Consider the following 16,233-nt stretch of genomic DNA (forward strand, 5'->3'; position numbering starts at 1 on the left):
CGCCGTGTCCGTTCGGGCTGCGAGCCAGTGCGTTCTTGTCGCGACGCAGCGGTCACTCCGGGTGATCCGCGCGGCGTCCGCTCACGTCGTGCTCTGCTCGACCTTTGTCGCGAAGTCGTCGAAGACGTCCTGCTTCGAGTCCCGCGTGGCTTCGATCATCGACTCGAAGAGCCGCATGGCCTCCTCCACCCGCTCAGTCGACTTCAGCCCGAGGTTTGTCGCCCCGGACAGCTGGCCGGTGAACGGCAGCCCGCTCTGGACGATCGGCCTCCACAAATCAATGGCCTTGGCCGGCGACACGTTGGTCTTGAAGCGCAACGAGAACCTGTCGGGAACGGCTTCGTCAAGCACAGTTTCTATGCTGCTCCCAATCGCCGCTGTCAGCAGGTGGACACCACCTCTGGAGCGAAAGAACTCGGCGTGACCCTTCTGCGTCTTGGTCCGCTTCTCGTCGGAAATGCTGTTTAGGTTGAGCTTGGCTTCCTCTACTGCCTTGAGGAGCGAGTAGCAGAACACCACGTGTCGAGCGTGAAGGTTGTCGTTGAAGAACCGTGCGTAAGTCGGGTCATGCTCCCAGATCTGTCTAAGCTCGTTGTACGCGAGGTTCGGATTTCCATGGAAGGACGCGACCGACTGTGCCACAGCACTGTCGGAGAGCAGAGTGCGATCGCGTTTGATCGCATCGTCCGCGCCTCCACGTCGGGCACCGCGATACAGGGCCTCGGGTATCGCCTCGAACTCCGACCGAAGTCTGTCCTGTACCGCATCCTTGCTTCGGAAGTCGGTGGCTTCGACCTTGTTCTGCGTGTTGTTGTAGCGGACTACATTTTCGAGCACCTCATAGTCAGTGCTGGTCACGAATCGAATCTGCACCCGGGCATCGTCAAGCTTGCCGGCTTCACCGTCACTCAAGGTCCCAATCGACCCCGTGGTCTGACCACCGTTCACGATGCCCATGCCCTTAACGGTGAGGGACGTAGAGTCCTTGGAAGGTTCGAAGCCGTGAACCATCGCAGTGATTCCGTTGTTGTAGATGAAGAAGTCCTGAGGATTCTCCTTCGCTGTTACCTTGATCCCATAGTTGATGTTCCGTTCCGACCGACGCACCCCCAGGTAGTCTCGGATGTTCGGGGACATCAAATCGGTGCCGTGGGTCTTCCAAAGGCTGCGCAAGTCACTAAGCCTGATCGCCGTGTTGTAGGCCCGCCAGTCCTCGCCCGAGGTTTCGAAACCGCCGGCAATGTCAAAGGTCAGTTCTTCGTCGACCAAGATTGGCAGCTGCGTCCGGCGGTACAAGTCGTTGATCGCATCTCGTCCAATCTCGGTGCACGAGACATTGACCTGGGCTTCCGTGAAGTACTGCGACAACAGACTGTTGGCGGTCTTGGCGGCCTGCTGCAACTCGGTCTGGATGTTCTTGCCCTCAGGACAGTTGTGAACTGACCAAATCTGCACGTCTGTGATGTCACCGGCGGAGAGTGCATCTCGGGCCTCAATGGCCGCGTCACGCAAGATCTCGGGAAGGCCTTCCAGAGGTCCGGACAGGAGCCAGGACACGGCAGTGTTCAGGTCGCTGGCCTTGCCTGCCGGACCTTCAGACTTGCTGCCCGGGTCCTTCGCGGCGTAGGTCTGAGCAATGACGAGCTGGCCGCTGTCACGGAGAACGGCAACGAGATCACACTTCTTGTCGTTGCCGTGGTCCGTCAGCGCGTCGGCGGCGAAGGTCTCGATGTCGTCAATGCCAAGCCGCAACTCGGCTGCGAAGAGTGCGATGGAGTTTCCCTCGCCGTACTTCGCCAGGTCTTCCCTCTCGCTCAGAGCACTCCAGCCGGCACCCTCTGCCAGCGGCTTTCGCGTTGCAGGGGCTGGCGTCTCGGCCTTAGCGCTCTGGCCGTCCACGGGACTCTCGCTCATGGGCACATGATGCCAACACCGTTCGTGGAGGAGCGTTCCGCCGCGCGAACGCACGAAGGCAGCCGACTTAACCGGCGCGTCATATCGCCGCCTATGACTGTCAAGGCGTCACCCGCGCCCTGAGCGCGCCGTAGCCAAGAGCCCCGCAGGGGCGTACCGGTTTCCTCCGTAAGCCAGATGTCTACCGGTAGGTAGCGACCTCTCGCCCGGCCGAGGACGCGACCGCGAGAGCTGGCCTATGAAGCTCGCTCAACGGTTCACTCCGACCGGTGCGCTCACCCCGACGCGGACGCCGAACCCGTCGTACGTCCACTCGATGTCCCCCGCGATCGCATCGACCGGTTGAGTGCCACACACCTAGTGCATTCTCGGTCCAGATTCGTCCGGCGAATTGCTCACGGTCGCCACCGCGGCACCTGTTGTGCGCGTCGCAGGCGGACGAGCTCGTCGGCGACGCTGCTCCACTTCGCATCCGTCAGCTCCTGTCGGTTGTCGCGATCGGCGAGCTCTCGAAGGATGCGTCTGCAGGCGCTGGGGGAGTCGAGTACCGCGCGCACGTGCTCGTCGAGGCTGGTCGTTTCTCTGATAAAGGTGGTCGCGTTTCGGCCGCCCTCGGCAGCGCGCCGTTCTTCTGAGGCGAGGCGTCGGCAGGCCTGGCTGCACCACCGTCGTTTGCGACCGGGCTTAGGTTGGGTGGGGACGGCGAACGGCTTGCCGCAGCGCGGGCAGTTCGTGATCACTGCTCGCGCTCCAGTTTCAGTGACCACTCGAAGACGGTGCGCGGATGCCAGCGCAGGTGTTTGCCGACCCGGAACCCCTTCGGTCCCTTGCCGGTGGTGCGCCAGGCGTAGATGGTCTTCTTCGGCACGCCGAGGAACGCCGCAACCTCGTTCACGGTCCACAGTCGGTCGGCCTCGACCGGCGCCCTCGGAGGCGGTGGCGGCGCGGTGTCCGGAGTCGTCTGGGGCGAGGGTTGTTGACGTCGACAGCTTTGGCGAGCGGGGTTCTGCTCGACGTTCTCGTCCCACAATCCTGGCTGGTCCGGTCGGTTCTCGTCACGGCTCATGTCTGCTGGTCTCCTCGGATCGGTGCCGGAGGGTTCCGGTCAGTCACCTATGTGCAGAGACGAGCCGCGAGCGATCACTGCGGCAGAGACGATTCGCCCCGGGGTGGGTAATCACGGGGACCTGAGGTGGCCTGGTCGACGCCACAGATCGCCAGGGGGACGCAGGACGGCGACCCGGCTCAGGGATTACGCCGAACGAAACTCCGCCCGCGATGCAAGAGGTGTGTGGCACTTCATCGGTCGCGAGAGATCGGGGGGACGCTGAGGGGTGTCGGTGGCGGCTCGGCCCGTCAGGTCGGGCTGGCTGGTTCTGTCGGGTCTGGCTGGGTGGACGGGGTCAAGGTCGTCGGGTTCGAGAGTTTCTTGCCACACGGGGACCGGGAGCGCCGGGTGATCGACATGGCCGAGCGGGTCATGGTCTCGATCGGTGAGCGCGACGGGGCGGGTGGCTGAGACGGATAAGCGCGCTGGTGCGGCGTGTGCGGGAGTTGACCGAGCATGAGGGCCTGTCCCCGAGGCGAGGCCGTCGAGCGGCGCGGCGAGACGGTGACCGTGCGCGAGGGGTCGACGGGCTGCTCGACTCGCCAGTGAGTTGCGGGCGGGGACGGCGAGCAGGTAGTGAACCCCCGGTCTGGTGGAGGCGACGGGTGCGTGGACGGTGCTGCGGATGAGGCAGCGGGAGCGGTCGTCGAGCACTTGACGAGCCCGCCTTTGGTGCCGTCCGAAGGTCACGCCAGCGGGTGGCGGGGGACTGCCAGCGCTCGTTGGACTAGTCGGCTCTGAAGCGGCTGCAGGAGGACCTGGGGGCGTTGCGCGGCTTGGGATCGGTCAACTTCGCGGCGTGCAGGAATCGGCGGATTGTGGCGGTAGAGGGAGCCGTGTCCGCATTGGGTCAGGTACCAGCCCGTGGTGACCGGGCCGGCGTCGAAGTCCCTCGCGGATCAGTTGGAGTCGGAGCTCGACGATGAGTGCCCGCGGTTCTTCGCTCAGGGCGCGGGAGTTGGTGCGGACGTCGGGACCTTGGCTCAACGGCGTCCCAAGCCGCTTTCGCGGTAGCGGGCTAGGAGGCGATGCAGGTGCTGTTTGGGAGTAGCCGTACTTGGCCGCAGTAGCGGTGACCCAAGGGGCGACCCGGGCTTCTCGACGTGAGCCATGGCTGTCACCCACGTCTCGGCTCACGTGTCGCCTATGTCATGAACCCAGACACCTGCAGGCGCGCAGTGCGTCTTCTTAGGAGATCCCGGACAGGCCGAAACTTAGGACAGTCCGGTTTGTTGTCATTTCCAGGGCGTGGGTCCGAGTGGTCTGCCGAGGGCCTGGTAGCCGCGGGTGGGGTCGATGACCGCTCCGCCGGTGGCGGCGTTGTGACGCGTGCCGGCCTCCGCCGACGAGCCGCAGGACGGGGGTTCAGACCGCATCTACCCCCTCGGTCGGGGTGAGCCCGATACTGTGACGCGCCAGCGTCGTACGAAGGATGGCACCATGTGGTCGGGTCGTCGTGGGCGCTCTGGCCCCACTGGTCCTCCTCGTGGCGGGATGTAGCTCCGACCCGGACGACGAGCCCGGCGGTGCGGAGTCATCGACGACCGCCTCGAGCAGACCCTCGGTCTCCCCTGCCGACAGCGGGTCCGCGACCGCGCCGAGGGGTGATGCGGGTCGCCTGTTGCCGGCCCCGAGAACCGCCTCGACCACACCTTCAGCTTCCGGGTGCCAGAGGAGCCGGGGTAGGACATCGACCCCGACGGCGAGCTCGCGGTGTCGTCCCACCCTGTGCCGGAAGGCCTCTTAGCATCGAGGCGCGGCGAGATCGCCTGGCCGGGGCGCACCACCGACGAGGTCGGGCGACACGAGCTCGAGAACGAGTTGTCGATGGGTCTCTCCCCATCCGCTGAGCACACCGGGAACCGGGTCGTCGACGGGACGGAGGTGTGGGTGATCGAGGGGAGCACCGAGCATCACCGCCTCCTGATGATCACCGGCGCCCTCAACGACCACCACTTCCGCATCCGGGCGGAGTGGCCCGCGTCCCTCACGGGCGGCGAGGAGCTCGTCGAGCAGATCCTGGCGAGCGCCGAGCCGTCTTCATGAGCGGCTCGAGGACCAGCGTCGCGAGGGCGCGCCCTGCGGGAGCCCGTCAGAGGGTGAACCAGGTAACCAGGATTCCCGCGGAGCACTGTTGGCAGCTGGCGACGGTGCCGCCCTGGTGGCGAATGCGCTCAATGAGGACGACGAGGCCGTCGCGGGTCGTCGTCGAGGTGTGCCAGGTCATCGCTGGCCTCCTTGAGTCCGGGTGCTCGACGCCGAGCACCGATTGGTGTCCGCGTCTGGCCGTCGGTCCCCGGTCCCTAAGCCGGGCGGCCAGCGGTCAAACTAACGTTGTTAGGTACATCACACCGCGTCTGAATCTAATGTCAATAGATTCTTGACCTTGATCTCGCGAAACTAATGCAATTAGGCTCTCCGTATTCCCCTGTGACTGCAGTCACAGTCCCGCGAACCGGAGGGCCGACCATGAATCCGAAGCAGGACACGACGGCAGCGGTTGTGCGCCGTTGCGCGGTGATCATGCCTGTGGTGCTGCTGTCGGCAGCCTGGACGGCGAGTGTCGCCGGTGTCGGCGGCCAGCCGAGTGCCGTCGAACGTCGCCCCGCCCCGTTGCAGGCGACACCGCCGGCTCAGCACGTCACAGTGCCCGGCGCCGAGGTGGCGCCCCCTGCGAGCGTGGCCCGGGTGGGTGCGCCGGCGCCGTCGCGCCGCTCGCCTGCTGTCGTACCGGCTTCCGGCGTCCACATCCCGGCGGCTGCGCTGGCGGCGTACCAGCGAGCCGCGGTCGTTATCGGTGCCGCAGACGCGTACTGCCATCTCAAGTGGCCCCTCGTCGCGGCCATCGGGCGCGTCGAGTCCAACCATGGTCGTGCAGGCGGCAGCGTGCTCGACGACGACGGGGTCGCCAAGCCGGCGATCGTGGGAGTTCGCCTCGACGGGACCAAGGGCACGGCCCGCATCTCCGACACCGACGCCGGGAGGTATGACGGCGACAAGAGCTTCGACCGTGCCATCGGCCCCCTGCAGTTCATTCCGACGACCTGGAGCGTCGTGGGAGTGGATGCCGACGGTGATGGTGCTCGCAATCCCCAGGACGTCGACGACGCGGCGCTCGCCACCGCCGTCTACCTCTGCTCCGGCGACGTGGACCTCGCTGTCGCCTCGGACGTCCGCCGAGCGCTGCTTCGCTATAACCACTCCGACGCGTACGTCGACACCGTGCTGACGGTCATGGAGGCGTATGCGGCGGGCGACCTCCCGGCCCCTGTCGCACTGGGCTACACCGTTCCCGGTGGCGCAGGCGAAGCGAAGGGCGGCGGCCCCGCGTCCGGGGAACGTCAGGCTGCGGTGGGCGACCGCGAGAAGTCCGAGGCTGCGCCGCCCCCCGTACGCAAGCCGGAGCAGGCGCCCGAGCCGTCGCCGGCACCGAGCGAGCCTCAGGCGCCCGGCGCCCCGAAGCCCTCGGCGCCCGACGCGCCGGCGAAGCCGGCGGTGGAGATGCTCACTCGGGCCCAGGCAGCGTTGACTTGTTCAATCAGCGGGTTGAGCCGTCTGCTGAGGCCCGCCGCCTTCCAGGGCTGCATCGAGAAGCTGACGGCGACTGAGCCGCCGGCCGGCTGAAGGGCCCGCAAGCTCCTGTCGCCCGAACCCGGCTCACGACGCGGAGTCGTTGCGGGCCCCTCAGCCCCCTGTCGCCGCGAGGGTCCGGAGGCCGTCGATGCTGCAGACCTTGACCCGGGGTCGGTCCTGCGCGAGGCCGCGCGTCCGCTCATCCCGGTCGATCGCCCGCCAGCCGTTCAGGTCGATCCGTCCGGACGCGCGCCTCGCGAGCAGGTCGTCGAGGTCGGTTGCCGAGCCGACCGTCGTCGGAAGCGTGCCCGCAGTCGCGTCGTCGAGCAGTGCCCGGACGGTCTCCTCTGCGCAGGCCTTGTTGGTGCCGATGACACCGGAGGCCCCCCGCTTGATCCAGCCGGCGACGTACAGGCCCGGGACGGGGCCCCGCTCGTCGACGACCCGACCCCGCTGGTGTGGGATCCGGCCGGACTCGGCGTCGAACGGCAGGCCGTCGACAGGCCGGCCCCGGTAGCCCACGGACTGGAGGACCAGGCCGGTCGGGATGATTTGTTCCTCACCCGTCGACCGGGTGCCGCCGTCCGCGGTCGGCTCGTTCTTCACGATGCGCAGGCGCTCGACGCGGCCGTCGCCCTCGAGTGCGAGGGGCGAGGCGAGGAAGCGCAGCACGATCCGGCGGGAGCCGCGAGCGGGCCGGCCGGCAATCGTCCGCATCAGCTCGAGCTTGCGTGCGGCGGCGTAGGACGCAGCAGGGGAGAGGCCCGGCGGAAGGGTGTACGACTCCAGCGGTGCAGGCGTGCTCACTTCCACGTCGACGCCCTCGATCTGCGAGAGGCCCAGCAGCTCAGGCGTGGTGAACGCCGCCTCCGCGGGACCACGTCGACCGAGTACGACGACCTCCTCGATCGAGCTGGTGGCCAGCGCCTCGAGCGCGTGGTCGGCGATGTCCGTCGTTCGTAGCTGGGTCGCGCCGAGGGTCAGCACCCGCGCGACGTCGAGAGCGACGTTGCCGTTGCCGATGACGACAGCGCGCTGCGTGTCGAACGGGAAGTGGCGACCGGCGTGATCGGGATGCCCGTTGTACCAGCCCACGAGGTCGGTCGCGGTGTGGCACCCGGCGAGCTCCTCACCCGGCAGGCCGAGCGTCCGCGCGCTGCTGGCACCGGTCGTGTAGATCACCGCGTGGTGATGCGCCGCCAGGTCCTCGGCTGTGACGTCCCTCCCGATGTCGACGCCGAGATGGAGCCGGACGCCGGGCTGGGAGAGCCACCATTGGAACGTGCGCTCGACCTGCTTGGTGTGGGCATGGTCGGGCGCTACGCCGGCGCGGACCAGGCCGCCCGGCGTGGGGAGGCGGTCGAACACCTCGACCTCGACCGATGCCGCAGCCAGGAGGCGGGAGACGGCGTAGGCGCCGGCGGGACCCGCTCCCACCACGGCGACGCGGAGCCGCGCCGTCACGAGGTCACTCCCTGCAGGTGCGCGAAGTAGCCGTCGTTGAGGTCGGCATAGGGCGCCTGGCTGGAGCTCAGCCGGCTCCGGGGAACGATGGCGTCGACAGGGCACGCCTCTGCGCACGCGTTGCAGTCGATGCAGGAGCCGTGGTCGATGTAGAGCATCTCGGCGGTTCGGAAGTCCGGCTCGTCCGGCCGCGGATGGATCGCGTCGACGGGGCAGACGGTGACGCACACCGCGTCGTTGCAGCAGGACTGGGTGATGACGTAGCTCATGGCTCTCCTCAGCGCGTGGCGGCGACGTCGAGCTGGGAGCGGGTGCCGGCGACGGGCACCTGCTCGAGCCGGACAGCGGTGGAGTTGAAGATCGGGACCTGCGAGAAGGGATCGAGCCGGCGGTTGTCGACCAGGAGGTTGCGATTGGCGCCCAGGGCAGCTTCGGCCTCCCCGGTGCGGGGATCGAAGACCCGCCCGCCCCAGCCGTGGGGGACGCACACGACCCCGGGCCGCATCGCGTCACTGATGCGGGCCCGGAGCTCGACCGCGCCGACCTCCGAGACGAGACGGACGAGGTCGCCCTCCTGAACTCCCGCTGACGACGCGTCGTCGGGGTGGAGCTCGACCACGTTCTCCCGGTCGGCCTGGAAGAGGCCTTCGGACTCGTTGAGCCAGGAGTTCATGGCTTCGCGGACCCGCTTGTTGATCATGAGCAGCGGGTACGTCGAGTCGGTGCTGGGCGGTTGTGCCAAAGCCGCGCGGGCGGCGCCCACGAAGGCCTCAGGTGCCAGACGCACCTTCTTGTCCGGGGTGGCGAGGGCGCCTGCAAGGTCACCGAAGCGCGGTTCGTCGTACAGCAGGCCGTGGGGGCTGTTGCGGACGTCCTTCCACTTGATGCGGCCGCCGGTCCGCACCATCAGACGCTGGATCCACTCCGGGTTCATCGCGAGCCCCGGACGGCCGGTCAGCCTCGCCAGGCGTCGGCTCGCCCGGACGAACCGGTTGACGCCGGGCTTGCCGAACAAGTTGCGGCCCATGGCGAGCGCGAGCTCGGTGAAGAACTCCCACTCCTCCATGACGCCTTCGGGCTTCTCGATCGCACGCTGGGCGTAGTGCGCGTACGGCCGCTCCTGCAGGCCACCTAGCAGGGGGCTGAGCTCCTCGCGCTCGAGCCAGTGGGTCCCCGGGATCAGCCAGTCGGCGTGCCGGTGGCTCTCGCGCTGCACGAGGTCGATCGCCACCAGCAGGTCGAGCTGCTGGAGCGCTGCGTCCAGGGCGGCACCGTCGGGGCCCGACACCACCGGGTTGCCGAAGGCGACGAAGAGTCCCCGGATCTGACCCTCACCGGGAGTCGTGATCTCGTCAGGGAGCTCGGCCAGCGAGTGGAAGCCGACGATCGGTGGGGTCCGGCGCAGCCGGGTGAGGTGCTCGGCGCCGGGCGCGAACATCTTCATGATCATGTCCATGTTCACGTAGCCGCGCTCGTACCGCCTGCCCCCTGGCTGGTCCGCCCGGTCGGTGATCAGGTTCAGCACCTGGCCGAGCCACTCGCCGATCGTGCCGTGCGTGTTGTGGCCGACGCCGGTGTGGGTGATGCACATGGCCGTACGAGCGGAGGCGAAGCGCCGGGCTACGTCGGTGATCACCTCGGTCGGGACGCCGCACCGGTCGGCGAGGTCGGCCAGGTCGGCCGTGGCCGCGAGCTGTCGGATCTCGGCGAGACCCGTCATCGGCAGGTTGCTGGACGGCTTCTCCCAGCCGTTGTCGAGGATGACCTTCACCAGGCCGAGGAGCAGCGCCCAGTCCTGGCCGGGGATGACCGGCACGTGGGTGTCGGCCCGCGCAGCGGTGTCGGACCGGCGAGGATCGACCACGATCACGTCGGCGCCACCCGCCTGGCGCGCGAGCACACGGTTCCAGCCGTTCGGGTTGTTCTCGAGCCAGTTGAAGCGGCTGTGGGCCGGGTCCATACCGACGAGCAGGAAGCAGTCGCAGTCGTCGAGGTCAGGCACCAGCGCGACCAGCTCCGTGCCGTACATCTCCTCGGCGACAACGTGGGCGCTGTTCTGGTCGATCGATCCCACCCAGAAGCGGTTGCCGGTGCCGATCGCGTCCAGCAGCCCGGTCCAGAACGACGTGGTGGCGAACGAAAACCCCATCGGGTTGCCGTGATAGCTGCCGACCGCGTCCGCCCCGTGCGCCTCGATGATCCTGTTGAGGCGCGAGGCAATGTCGGTGATCGCCTCCTCATACGTCGCCTCGACGTACCGGTCGCCGACACGGCGCATCGGCGTCGTGATCCGCCTCGGGTGCTCGACGACCTGGTGTGCCGTCTTCCCCTTCCGGCAGAAGTCGCGCCAGGTGTAGGGGTTCTGACGGTCGGGCCGGATCTCGAGCACGGTGTTGGTTGACCGATCCACCTCCACCTCGATCCCGCAGTTAGCGAGGCAGATTCGGCAGTAGGTGTGGACGACGTCGCTCATGAGGCTCCCGAACGGGTGGCGAAACTAACAGCATTAGGTGAACGGAATCACATCCCGGGGTCGTCGTCAACGAGTTCGGGGGAACCGGTATCGGATGACCTGAAGGGCCTCGAGGGCGAGCACGACCCGGCCCTCTGCGTCCGTGAGCCCTCCACGGCACCGGAGGTCGGCGCGATCGGTCGCGGTCGCCCCGTCCCGGTAGCGCGGCACGACCTCGAGGACCTCGATGCTGGCGGTGTGCATCACGTCGGGCCGGAGCGGGTGCGGCAGCCGCATCCGCTCGATCCCCTTGCCGGCGACCAGGGCGAGACGCGGCATGAACACCCGCGACGCCAGGCTCGAGTAGAGCGCGAGGGTGTGGGCAGCGCTCCCGATGATGCCGCCGAAGGGTCCCGTGGCCGCAGCCTCCCGGTCGACGTGGATCGGCAGCGGGTCGAAGCGCTCGGCGAAGGCGATGATCTCGGCCTCCGTGGCGCTCGTGGTACCGAGGTCGTGGACATCCCCGACGGCGAGGTCTTCCGCATGCAGGGTGGTCATGAAGTGGTGCCACCCTCGTGGAGGACGCCGCGGGCGAGAAGCCGGTCGATCGTGGCGTCGTCGAGCCCGAGCACCTCGGTCGCGATGACTCGCGTGTGCTGCCCGGGAAGGGGCGCGGGCGTTGGGTCGGACTCGGTGAGGTCGGCGTACGGCGACGCCGTGTTCTCGCTCGGCAGCGGATCCGGGATGAGGGGGTGGACCAGCGAGCGGTAGGTGCCGCGGTGGGTGAGCTGGGCGTCCTCGAGCAGCTCCGGGAGCCGGAGCATCGGCGCGGCGGGGAGGCCCGCGGACTGCAGCACCTCCGCGGCCTCCGCGGGTTTCCGTTGCTCGGTCCATGCGGCAACGGCCTTGGCGAGCACCTCTTCGTCGTCTCCCGCGGCGCTTGCGACGAGCGCCTCCAGGGCCGCGACCTCCGCCGGGTCGCGGGCATCAAGCACGACCCACTCGTCGTCGCCGGCACAAGGGAAGATCCCCCCGAAGAGCGCGCGCCCGCGGTTGCCGACCGCCCGGGCGGTCCCCGGGACCAGCGACTCCTGGACGGCGAGGGCGGCTAGCTGGTGGAGCACGACGTCGGACTGGGCGACCTCGACCCGGTGCCCGCGGCCGCTCCGCGCGCGGTCCACGAGCGCCGCGGCCACGGCAAGGGCCCCGACCTTGGCGGCGACGTGGTCCGGATAGATGGTGACGCCGTCCCAGGACTCGGTATCGTCGGCGTCGTACTTCCAGAGGCTGGTCACCCCGACCGATGCCCGCACCAGCGGGCCGTAGCCCAGTCGGCGCGCCCACGGGCCGTTGGAGCTGAAGGCGGCGCTCTCGAGCACGACGATGCCGGCGTTGCGGGCCGCCAGGACGTCGTACCCGATGCCGAGGGAGTCGAGGGTGCCGGGCTTGAAGTTCGACAGGACGACGTCGCTCTGGTCCGCCAGCTGGAGGAAGAGGTCCTTGCCTTCCGGCGACCGGAGGTCGAGACCGAGGCTGCGCTTGTTGCGGTTGCCCCAAGCGAAGGACGCGTTCATCGCCTCCCCTCCCCGCGTCTGTCGGAGGCCGTCGGGAAACGCCAGGCTCTCGACCTTGATCACGTCGGCGCCGAGGTCGGCGAAGGCGCGGCCGACCTCCGCGCCGAAAACGATGACGCCGAGGTCGAGGACGCGCAGGCCGGCGTAAGGGGCACGCGGACTGCGGGCCTTCGTCTGACACGCGACGTCGACCACCCGGTGCGTCGCCTCGCCCGATCCGGCTCCGGGTGCGGGAGTGCGCCAGCCGAGGCGGACGCCGTCGACCTGGATGCTGCCTACCGGAACCCGCGCCGTCACGCCGGGGGCGATGTCGGTGTCGGCGACGGCGCCCGAACGGAGGAAGTGGTCGGACGCCGTGGCCTCGCCGAGGGTGAGCACCTGCGCCAGGGGCACGCCCCTGCGGGCCGCCTCCTCGACGAGGTCGGCGCCGCGCTGGTCGGCGAACAACGCGACGATGAGCTCGTCGAGGCGGTCGCCGGCCTCGACGCGGGCGGCGATGGAGTCGAACTTCGGGTCGGCGAACTCCTCGGGCTCGCCGAGCCAGCCGAACATGCCGCGCCACTGCCGCTTGGCGAGCAGGCAGAGGCGTACGAAGCCGTCGGCGCACGGGTAGATCGGGTAGGAGTTGGCCGGCGGCCGCCCCCGGCGGAAGCTGCCCGAGCGGCCGGCGGCCGCCGAGCCCTGGACTCCGAACGCGGGATCGAGGCCGGTGACCACCGCCTCGTGGTGGGCGAGGTCGATGACCTGTCCCTCGCCGCCGGCCCGCCCCGCGACGTAGGCGGTGAGGGCGGTCCACGCCGCCTGCGCCGCGGCGGTGGCCGAGGCGATGCCGTCCGGCGGCAGCAGGGGTACGTCGCCGGGCCGGCCGCTGCGGGACATCGCGCCGCTCAGCGCGAGCAGCGTCCGGTCGGTCGCCTGCCAGCCGGCTCGTGGACCGTCCGACCCGAAAGGAGAGGACACGACGACGACCAGGTGAGGGGCCGCCTGGGTCACGACTGCGAGGTCGACCGCTTCGGCGACCTCGACGGTGAGGAAGGCGATGTCGGCGCCCGTGAGCAGGCTGCGGACCTGCTCGCGGCCCTCCGGCGAGTCGGCGTCGACCTGGACCGAGATCTTGTTCGCGTTGCGCACCGCGAACGGCAGGGAGTGTCCGTCGTGGACCGGCTCCTCGCCGCGCAGGGGGGACCCTCCGGTGGGCTCGAGCAGGATCGTCTCCGCGCCGAGATCGGCCAGGTAACGCGCGGCGACCTGCCCCACGGCGTCTCCGGCGTCGATGACCCGGAGGCCGTCCAGCAGCAAGGGGAACGAGCTCATCGTGGAGTCCTCTCGGTCACGCAGATTAATCTAATGATGTACGGTTTAGGCCTTGAACCTCAAGAGGAGAAAGCCATGACTTCGTCCGTTTCCTCCCCGAGCCCGTCGGGCACTGACGACCGGGTCGTTCGCTACGAGGTCGCCGAGCGAATCGCGACGATCTCCCTCGACCGGCCCGCTCAGGGCAACGCGATGACGCTCCAGCTGTGCACGGAGCTCGTCGATGCCGTCGACCGCGCCGAGTCCGACGACGAGGTGGCGGTCGTCGTCCTCGCCGGGCGCGGCCGGAACTTCTGCGTCGGCGCCGACCTCGCCGAGGGGTTTCACGCAGAGGGCCGCGAGCCGCACCCGCGCCACCGTGCCTTCCAGGAGCGGTTCGGCCTCATTGCCGGGGTCCCGCGCGACGCGGGCGGCGTGGTAACCCTGCGCCTGGCGTCGATGCTCAAGCCGCTCGTGGTCGCCATCACCGGCGCCGCCGTCGGCGGGGGAGCGTCGATGGTCCTGCCAGCGGACATCCGCGTCGTCGGGGAGTCGACCCGCCTGGGCTTCCTCTTCCCCCGCCGCGGAATGGTCGCAGAGTCCGCCTCCAGCTGGTTCCTCCCGCGCCTGGTCGGCATGGCGCGCGCGACCGAATGGGTTCTGACCGGGAGGCTGCTGGAGGCGCCAGAGCTGGTCGCGTCCGGGCTGGTCGCCCGCGTCGTCGCCGACGACGAGGTGCTGGCGACCGCGCAGGGCATCGCCCATGAGATCGCGGCCAACACCTCGACCGTCGCCGTCGCGATGTCCCGCCAGCTGCTGTGGAGCATGCTCGGCGCGTCGTCGCCCTGGGAGGCCCACGCGCTGGAGTCCAGGGGTGTCTACTCCCTGCCGGCACAGGAGGACGTGAGGGAGGGCGTCGCCGCCTTCCTCGAGAAGCGCTCCCCCTCGTTCCCGATGCGGGTCCCCCGGGACTACCCGGCGTACGGGCCGCGGTGGCCCGAGCCGCTGGCTGTCCCGTCGGGCGGTCAGTAGGACGTGAGGCCACCGTCGACGGCGAGCGTCGTGCCGGTGACGTACGACGAGGCGGGGCTGACGAGGAACAGCATCGCGCCGTCCAGCTCCTCCTGCCGACCGAAGCGGCCCATCATGCTTTGCTCGCCCACCATGGCGCGGAGCGTGTCGCCCTCGCCGGCGGTCATCTCGGAGTCGAAGTAGCCGGGGCACAACGCGTTGACCCGAACTCCGCGACGGGCGCTCCACTCTCCGGCCAGGTTGCGGGTGAGGCCGATGACGCCGGCCTTGCTGGCGGCGTAGGCAGCCTGGGGGAAGCGCGGGGCGACCAGACCGAGGACGCTGGACACGTTTACGATCGACCCGCCGTGCTCCATGCGGGCTGCGGCGGCCTGCGCCATCCAGAACACCCCGTTGAGGTTGACGTCGATCAGGCGACGGAAGCCTTCCGGGGTCTCCTTGAGCGAGGAGACGGCCGAGCCCAAGCCGGCGTTGTTGACGAGACCGTCGATCCGGCCGAAAGCCTCGATCGCGGTCTCGGCGACCCGCGTGCAGTCCTCAGGGTCGGACACGTCGGCGGTGACCGTGGCGACGCGGACCCCGTCGACGCGCAGCTGCTCTGCGAGCTCGGCGAGCCGTTCGGCGCGGCGTGCCGCCAGCACGACGTCGGCACCGGCGCTGCCCAGTGCTCGGGCGAACCCGGCGCCGAGGCCGCTGCTGGCGCCGGTGATGACGACGGTGCGCCCGTCGAGTCGGAACAAGTCGATGGTGCTCACGGTGACCTCCTGGCCGGGATCGGTTTACGGGGCTTTCACAAAACTAATCACATTAGATACTCTCGTTGCGTCAACGTACAACGACCGAGATCAGGTGATGGGCGATGGCGCACGTGCCGACCTTCAGGGCGCGGGTCGCCGAGCGACGCGACTGCGCACAGGGAGTCGTCGCGCTCAGTCTCGAGCGCCTCGACTGCGAGCTGCCGGCCTGGCAGCCCGGTGCCCACGTCGACGTCGAGCCCGACGGCGGCCGGGAGCGGCAGTACAGCCTCTGTGGCGACCCCGCGGACCCATCCCGATGGCGGATCGCCGTCCTCGACGTTCCCGACGGCCGAGGCGGTTCGCGCTGGATCCACGCGAACGTCGAGGTTGGCGACGAGGTCACGGTGACCGGCCCGCGCAACCACTTCGCCTTCGAGAGCGCCGGGGCCTACCTGTTCATCGCCGGCGGCATCGGCATCACGCCGATCCTGCCGATGATCCGGGCGGCCGAGAAGGCCGGCGCCGACTGGCACCTCGCCTACGGGGGGCGATCGCGCGACTCGATGGCCTTCCTCGACGAGCTGAAGGAGTACGGCGAGCGGGTGGACGTGTTGCCGCAGGACGAGACCGGCTTACTCGACCTGCCCGCGATCCTCGGTGAACCGGTGCCCGGCCGTGCCGTCTATGCCTGTGGGCCCGAGCCGCTCCTCGTCGCGCTCGAGGAGGTCATGACGGGTCGCGACGGTGAGCGGCTCCACCTCGAGCGCTTTTCGCCGAAGGGACCCATCGACAGCAGTGGCGATGCCTTCGAGGTGGAGGTCGCCTCGACGGGTGCGCGGGTGACGGTCGAGGAGGGCGTAAGCATCATCGACGCTCTGGCCGAAGCCGGTGTCGAGGTCGACTTCTCCTGCCGCGAGGGCACCTGTGGGACGTGCGAGACCGGCGTCCTCGGCGGTGTGCCCGACCACCGGGACTCGATCCTGACGGCCGAGGAGCGCGACGCGAACGACTGCATGATGATCTGCGTGGGTCGCTGCCGCTCGGGACCGCTCGTCCTCGACATCTGAGTCCGCTCTGACTTTCGCC

13 protein-coding genes are annotated in these 16,233 nt (G+C 69.1%); 4 read left to right on the top strand and 9 right to left on the bottom strand.

Annotated features, from left to right (window positions below):
• Positions 1–81: 81 nt before the first annotated feature.
• Both ACPOLA_RS03565 and ACPOLA_RS03570 read right to left on the bottom strand, forming a co-directional pair.
• Entirely contained in the window at positions 82–1,914 is a 1,833-nt protein-coding gene (locus tag ACPOLA_RS03565) for an AIPR family protein (RefSeq protein ID WP_435769014.1), read from the bottom strand.
• A 736-nt stretch (positions 1,915–2,650) separates the two neighbouring features.
• Complete coding sequence (locus ACPOLA_RS03570) at positions 2,651–2,980, bottom strand: helix-turn-helix transcriptional regulator (RefSeq protein ID WP_435769015.1); 330 nt, start codon at positions 2,978–2,980, stop codon at positions 2,651–2,653.
• Between the two features lie 1,869 nt (positions 2,981–4,849).
• Between ACPOLA_RS03570 and ACPOLA_RS03575 the strand changes: the two genes are divergently transcribed.
• Positions 4,850–5,068, top strand: a complete 219-nt coding sequence (locus ACPOLA_RS03575; RefSeq protein ID WP_435769016.1) for a hypothetical protein — start codon at positions 4,850–4,852, stop codon at positions 5,066–5,068.
• A 46-nt stretch (positions 5,069–5,114) separates the two neighbouring features.
• On the opposite strand, the gene ACPOLA_RS03580 is transcribed toward ACPOLA_RS03575, so the two are convergent.
• A complete protein-coding gene (locus ACPOLA_RS03580; RefSeq protein ID WP_435769017.1) occupies positions 5,115–5,249 on the bottom strand; it encodes a hypothetical protein in 135 nt (44 codons plus the stop codon).
• Between the two features lie 242 nt (positions 5,250–5,491).
• Between ACPOLA_RS03580 and ACPOLA_RS03585 the strand changes: the two genes are divergently transcribed.
• On the top strand, positions 5,492–6,646 hold the full coding sequence (locus ACPOLA_RS03585; protein WP_435769018.1) for a lytic transglycosylase domain-containing protein: 1,155 nt from the start codon (positions 5,492–5,494) through the stop codon (positions 6,644–6,646).
• A gap of 60 nt (positions 6,647–6,706) precedes the next feature.
• Here the strand turns inward: ACPOLA_RS03585 and ACPOLA_RS03590 are convergent, their stop codons facing one another.
• The 5 genes from ACPOLA_RS03590 to ACPOLA_RS03610 all read right to left on the bottom strand — a co-directional run bounded on the left by ACPOLA_RS03590 (position 6,707) and on the right by ACPOLA_RS03610 (position 13,399).
• Entirely contained in the window at positions 6,707–8,059 is a 1,353-nt protein-coding gene (locus ACPOLA_RS03590; RefSeq protein ID WP_435769019.1) for an FAD-dependent oxidoreductase, read from the bottom strand.
• Positions 8,056–8,328, bottom strand: a complete 273-nt coding sequence (locus ACPOLA_RS03595; protein WP_435769020.1) for a 4Fe-4S dicluster domain-containing protein — start codon at positions 8,326–8,328, stop codon at positions 8,056–8,058. Before ACPOLA_RS03595 ends, ACPOLA_RS03590 begins: the two co-directional genes overlap by 4 nt.
• A gap of 8 nt (positions 8,329–8,336) precedes the next feature.
• Entirely contained in the window at positions 8,337–10,532 is a 2,196-nt protein-coding gene (locus ACPOLA_RS03600; RefSeq protein ID WP_435769021.1) for a molybdopterin-containing oxidoreductase family protein, read from the bottom strand.
• A gap of 66 nt (positions 10,533–10,598) precedes the next feature.
• A complete protein-coding gene (locus ACPOLA_RS03605) occupies positions 10,599–11,069 on the bottom strand; it encodes a MaoC/PaaZ C-terminal domain-containing protein (RefSeq protein WP_435769022.1) in 471 nt (156 codons plus the stop codon).
• Positions 11,066–13,399, bottom strand: a complete 2,334-nt coding sequence (locus tag ACPOLA_RS03610) for a CaiB/BaiF CoA-transferase family protein (RefSeq protein WP_435769023.1) — start codon at positions 13,397–13,399, stop codon at positions 11,066–11,068. Before ACPOLA_RS03610 ends, ACPOLA_RS03605 begins: the two co-directional genes overlap by 4 nt.
• A 75-nt stretch (positions 13,400–13,474) precedes the next feature.
• Here ACPOLA_RS03610 and ACPOLA_RS03615 point away from each other — a divergent pair, with 75 nt between their 5' ends.
• Positions 13,475–14,410 carry an enoyl-CoA hydratase-related protein gene (locus ACPOLA_RS03615; protein WP_435769024.1) on the top strand — a complete coding sequence of 312 codons (936 nt, stop codon included), beginning with the start codon at positions 13,475–13,477 and terminating at the stop codon, positions 14,408–14,410.
• On the opposite strand, the gene ACPOLA_RS03620 is transcribed toward ACPOLA_RS03615, so the two are convergent.
• Positions 14,404–15,165: an SDR family NAD(P)-dependent oxidoreductase gene (locus ACPOLA_RS03620; RefSeq protein WP_435769025.1), complete on the bottom strand. Its 762-nt coding sequence runs from the start codon at positions 15,163–15,165 to the stop codon at positions 14,404–14,406. The genes ACPOLA_RS03615 and ACPOLA_RS03620 overlap by 7 nt on opposite strands.
• Before the next feature lie 104 nt (positions 15,166–15,269).
• Between ACPOLA_RS03620 and ACPOLA_RS03625 the strand changes: the two genes are divergently transcribed.
• A complete protein-coding gene (locus ACPOLA_RS03625; RefSeq protein ID WP_435769026.1) occupies positions 15,270–16,214 on the top strand; it encodes a PDR/VanB family oxidoreductase in 945 nt (314 codons plus the stop codon).
• Positions 16,215–16,233 lie beyond the last annotated feature (19 nt).

The organism is Nocardioides proteolyticus, assembly GCF_051280635.3.
Taxonomy (GTDB): Bacteria; Actinomycetota; Actinomycetes; order Propionibacteriales; family Nocardioidaceae; genus Nocardioides.

Coding starts and splice junctions, on each gene's coding strand:
- ACPOLA_RS03565 (WP_435769014.1), bottom strand. CDS start 1,914: ATGAGCGAGAGTCCCGTGGACGGCCAGAGCGCTAAGGCCGAGACGCCA.
- ACPOLA_RS03570 (WP_435769015.1), bottom strand. CDS start 2,980: ATGAGCCGTGACGAGAACCGACCGGACCAGCCAGGATTGTGGGACGAG.
- ACPOLA_RS03575 (WP_435769016.1), top strand. CDS start 4,850: ATGGGTCTCTCCCCATCCGCTGAGCACACCGGGAACCGGGTCGTCGAC.
- ACPOLA_RS03580 (WP_435769017.1), bottom strand. CDS start 5,249: ATGACCTGGCACACCTCGACGACGACCCGCGACGGCCTCGTCGTCCTC.
- ACPOLA_RS03585 (WP_435769018.1), top strand. CDS start 5,492: ATGAATCCGAAGCAGGACACGACGGCAGCGGTTGTGCGCCGTTGCGCG.
- ACPOLA_RS03595 (WP_435769020.1), bottom strand. CDS start 8,328: ATGAGCTACGTCATCACCCAGTCCTGCTGCAACGACGCGGTGTGCGTC.
- ACPOLA_RS03600 (WP_435769021.1), bottom strand. CDS start 10,532: ATGAGCGACGTCGTCCACACCTACTGCCGAATCTGCCTCGCTAACTGC.
- ACPOLA_RS03605 (WP_435769022.1), bottom strand. CDS start 11,069: ATGACCACCCTGCATGCGGAAGACCTCGCCGTCGGGGATGTCCACGAC.
- ACPOLA_RS03610 (WP_435769023.1), bottom strand. CDS start 13,399: ATGAGCTCGTTCCCCTTGCTGCTGGACGGCCTCCGGGTCATCGACGCC.
- ACPOLA_RS03615 (WP_435769024.1), top strand. CDS start 13,475: ATGACTTCGTCCGTTTCCTCCCCGAGCCCGTCGGGCACTGACGACCGG.
- ACPOLA_RS03625 (WP_435769026.1), top strand. CDS start 15,270: ATGGCGCACGTGCCGACCTTCAGGGCGCGGGTCGCCGAGCGACGCGAC.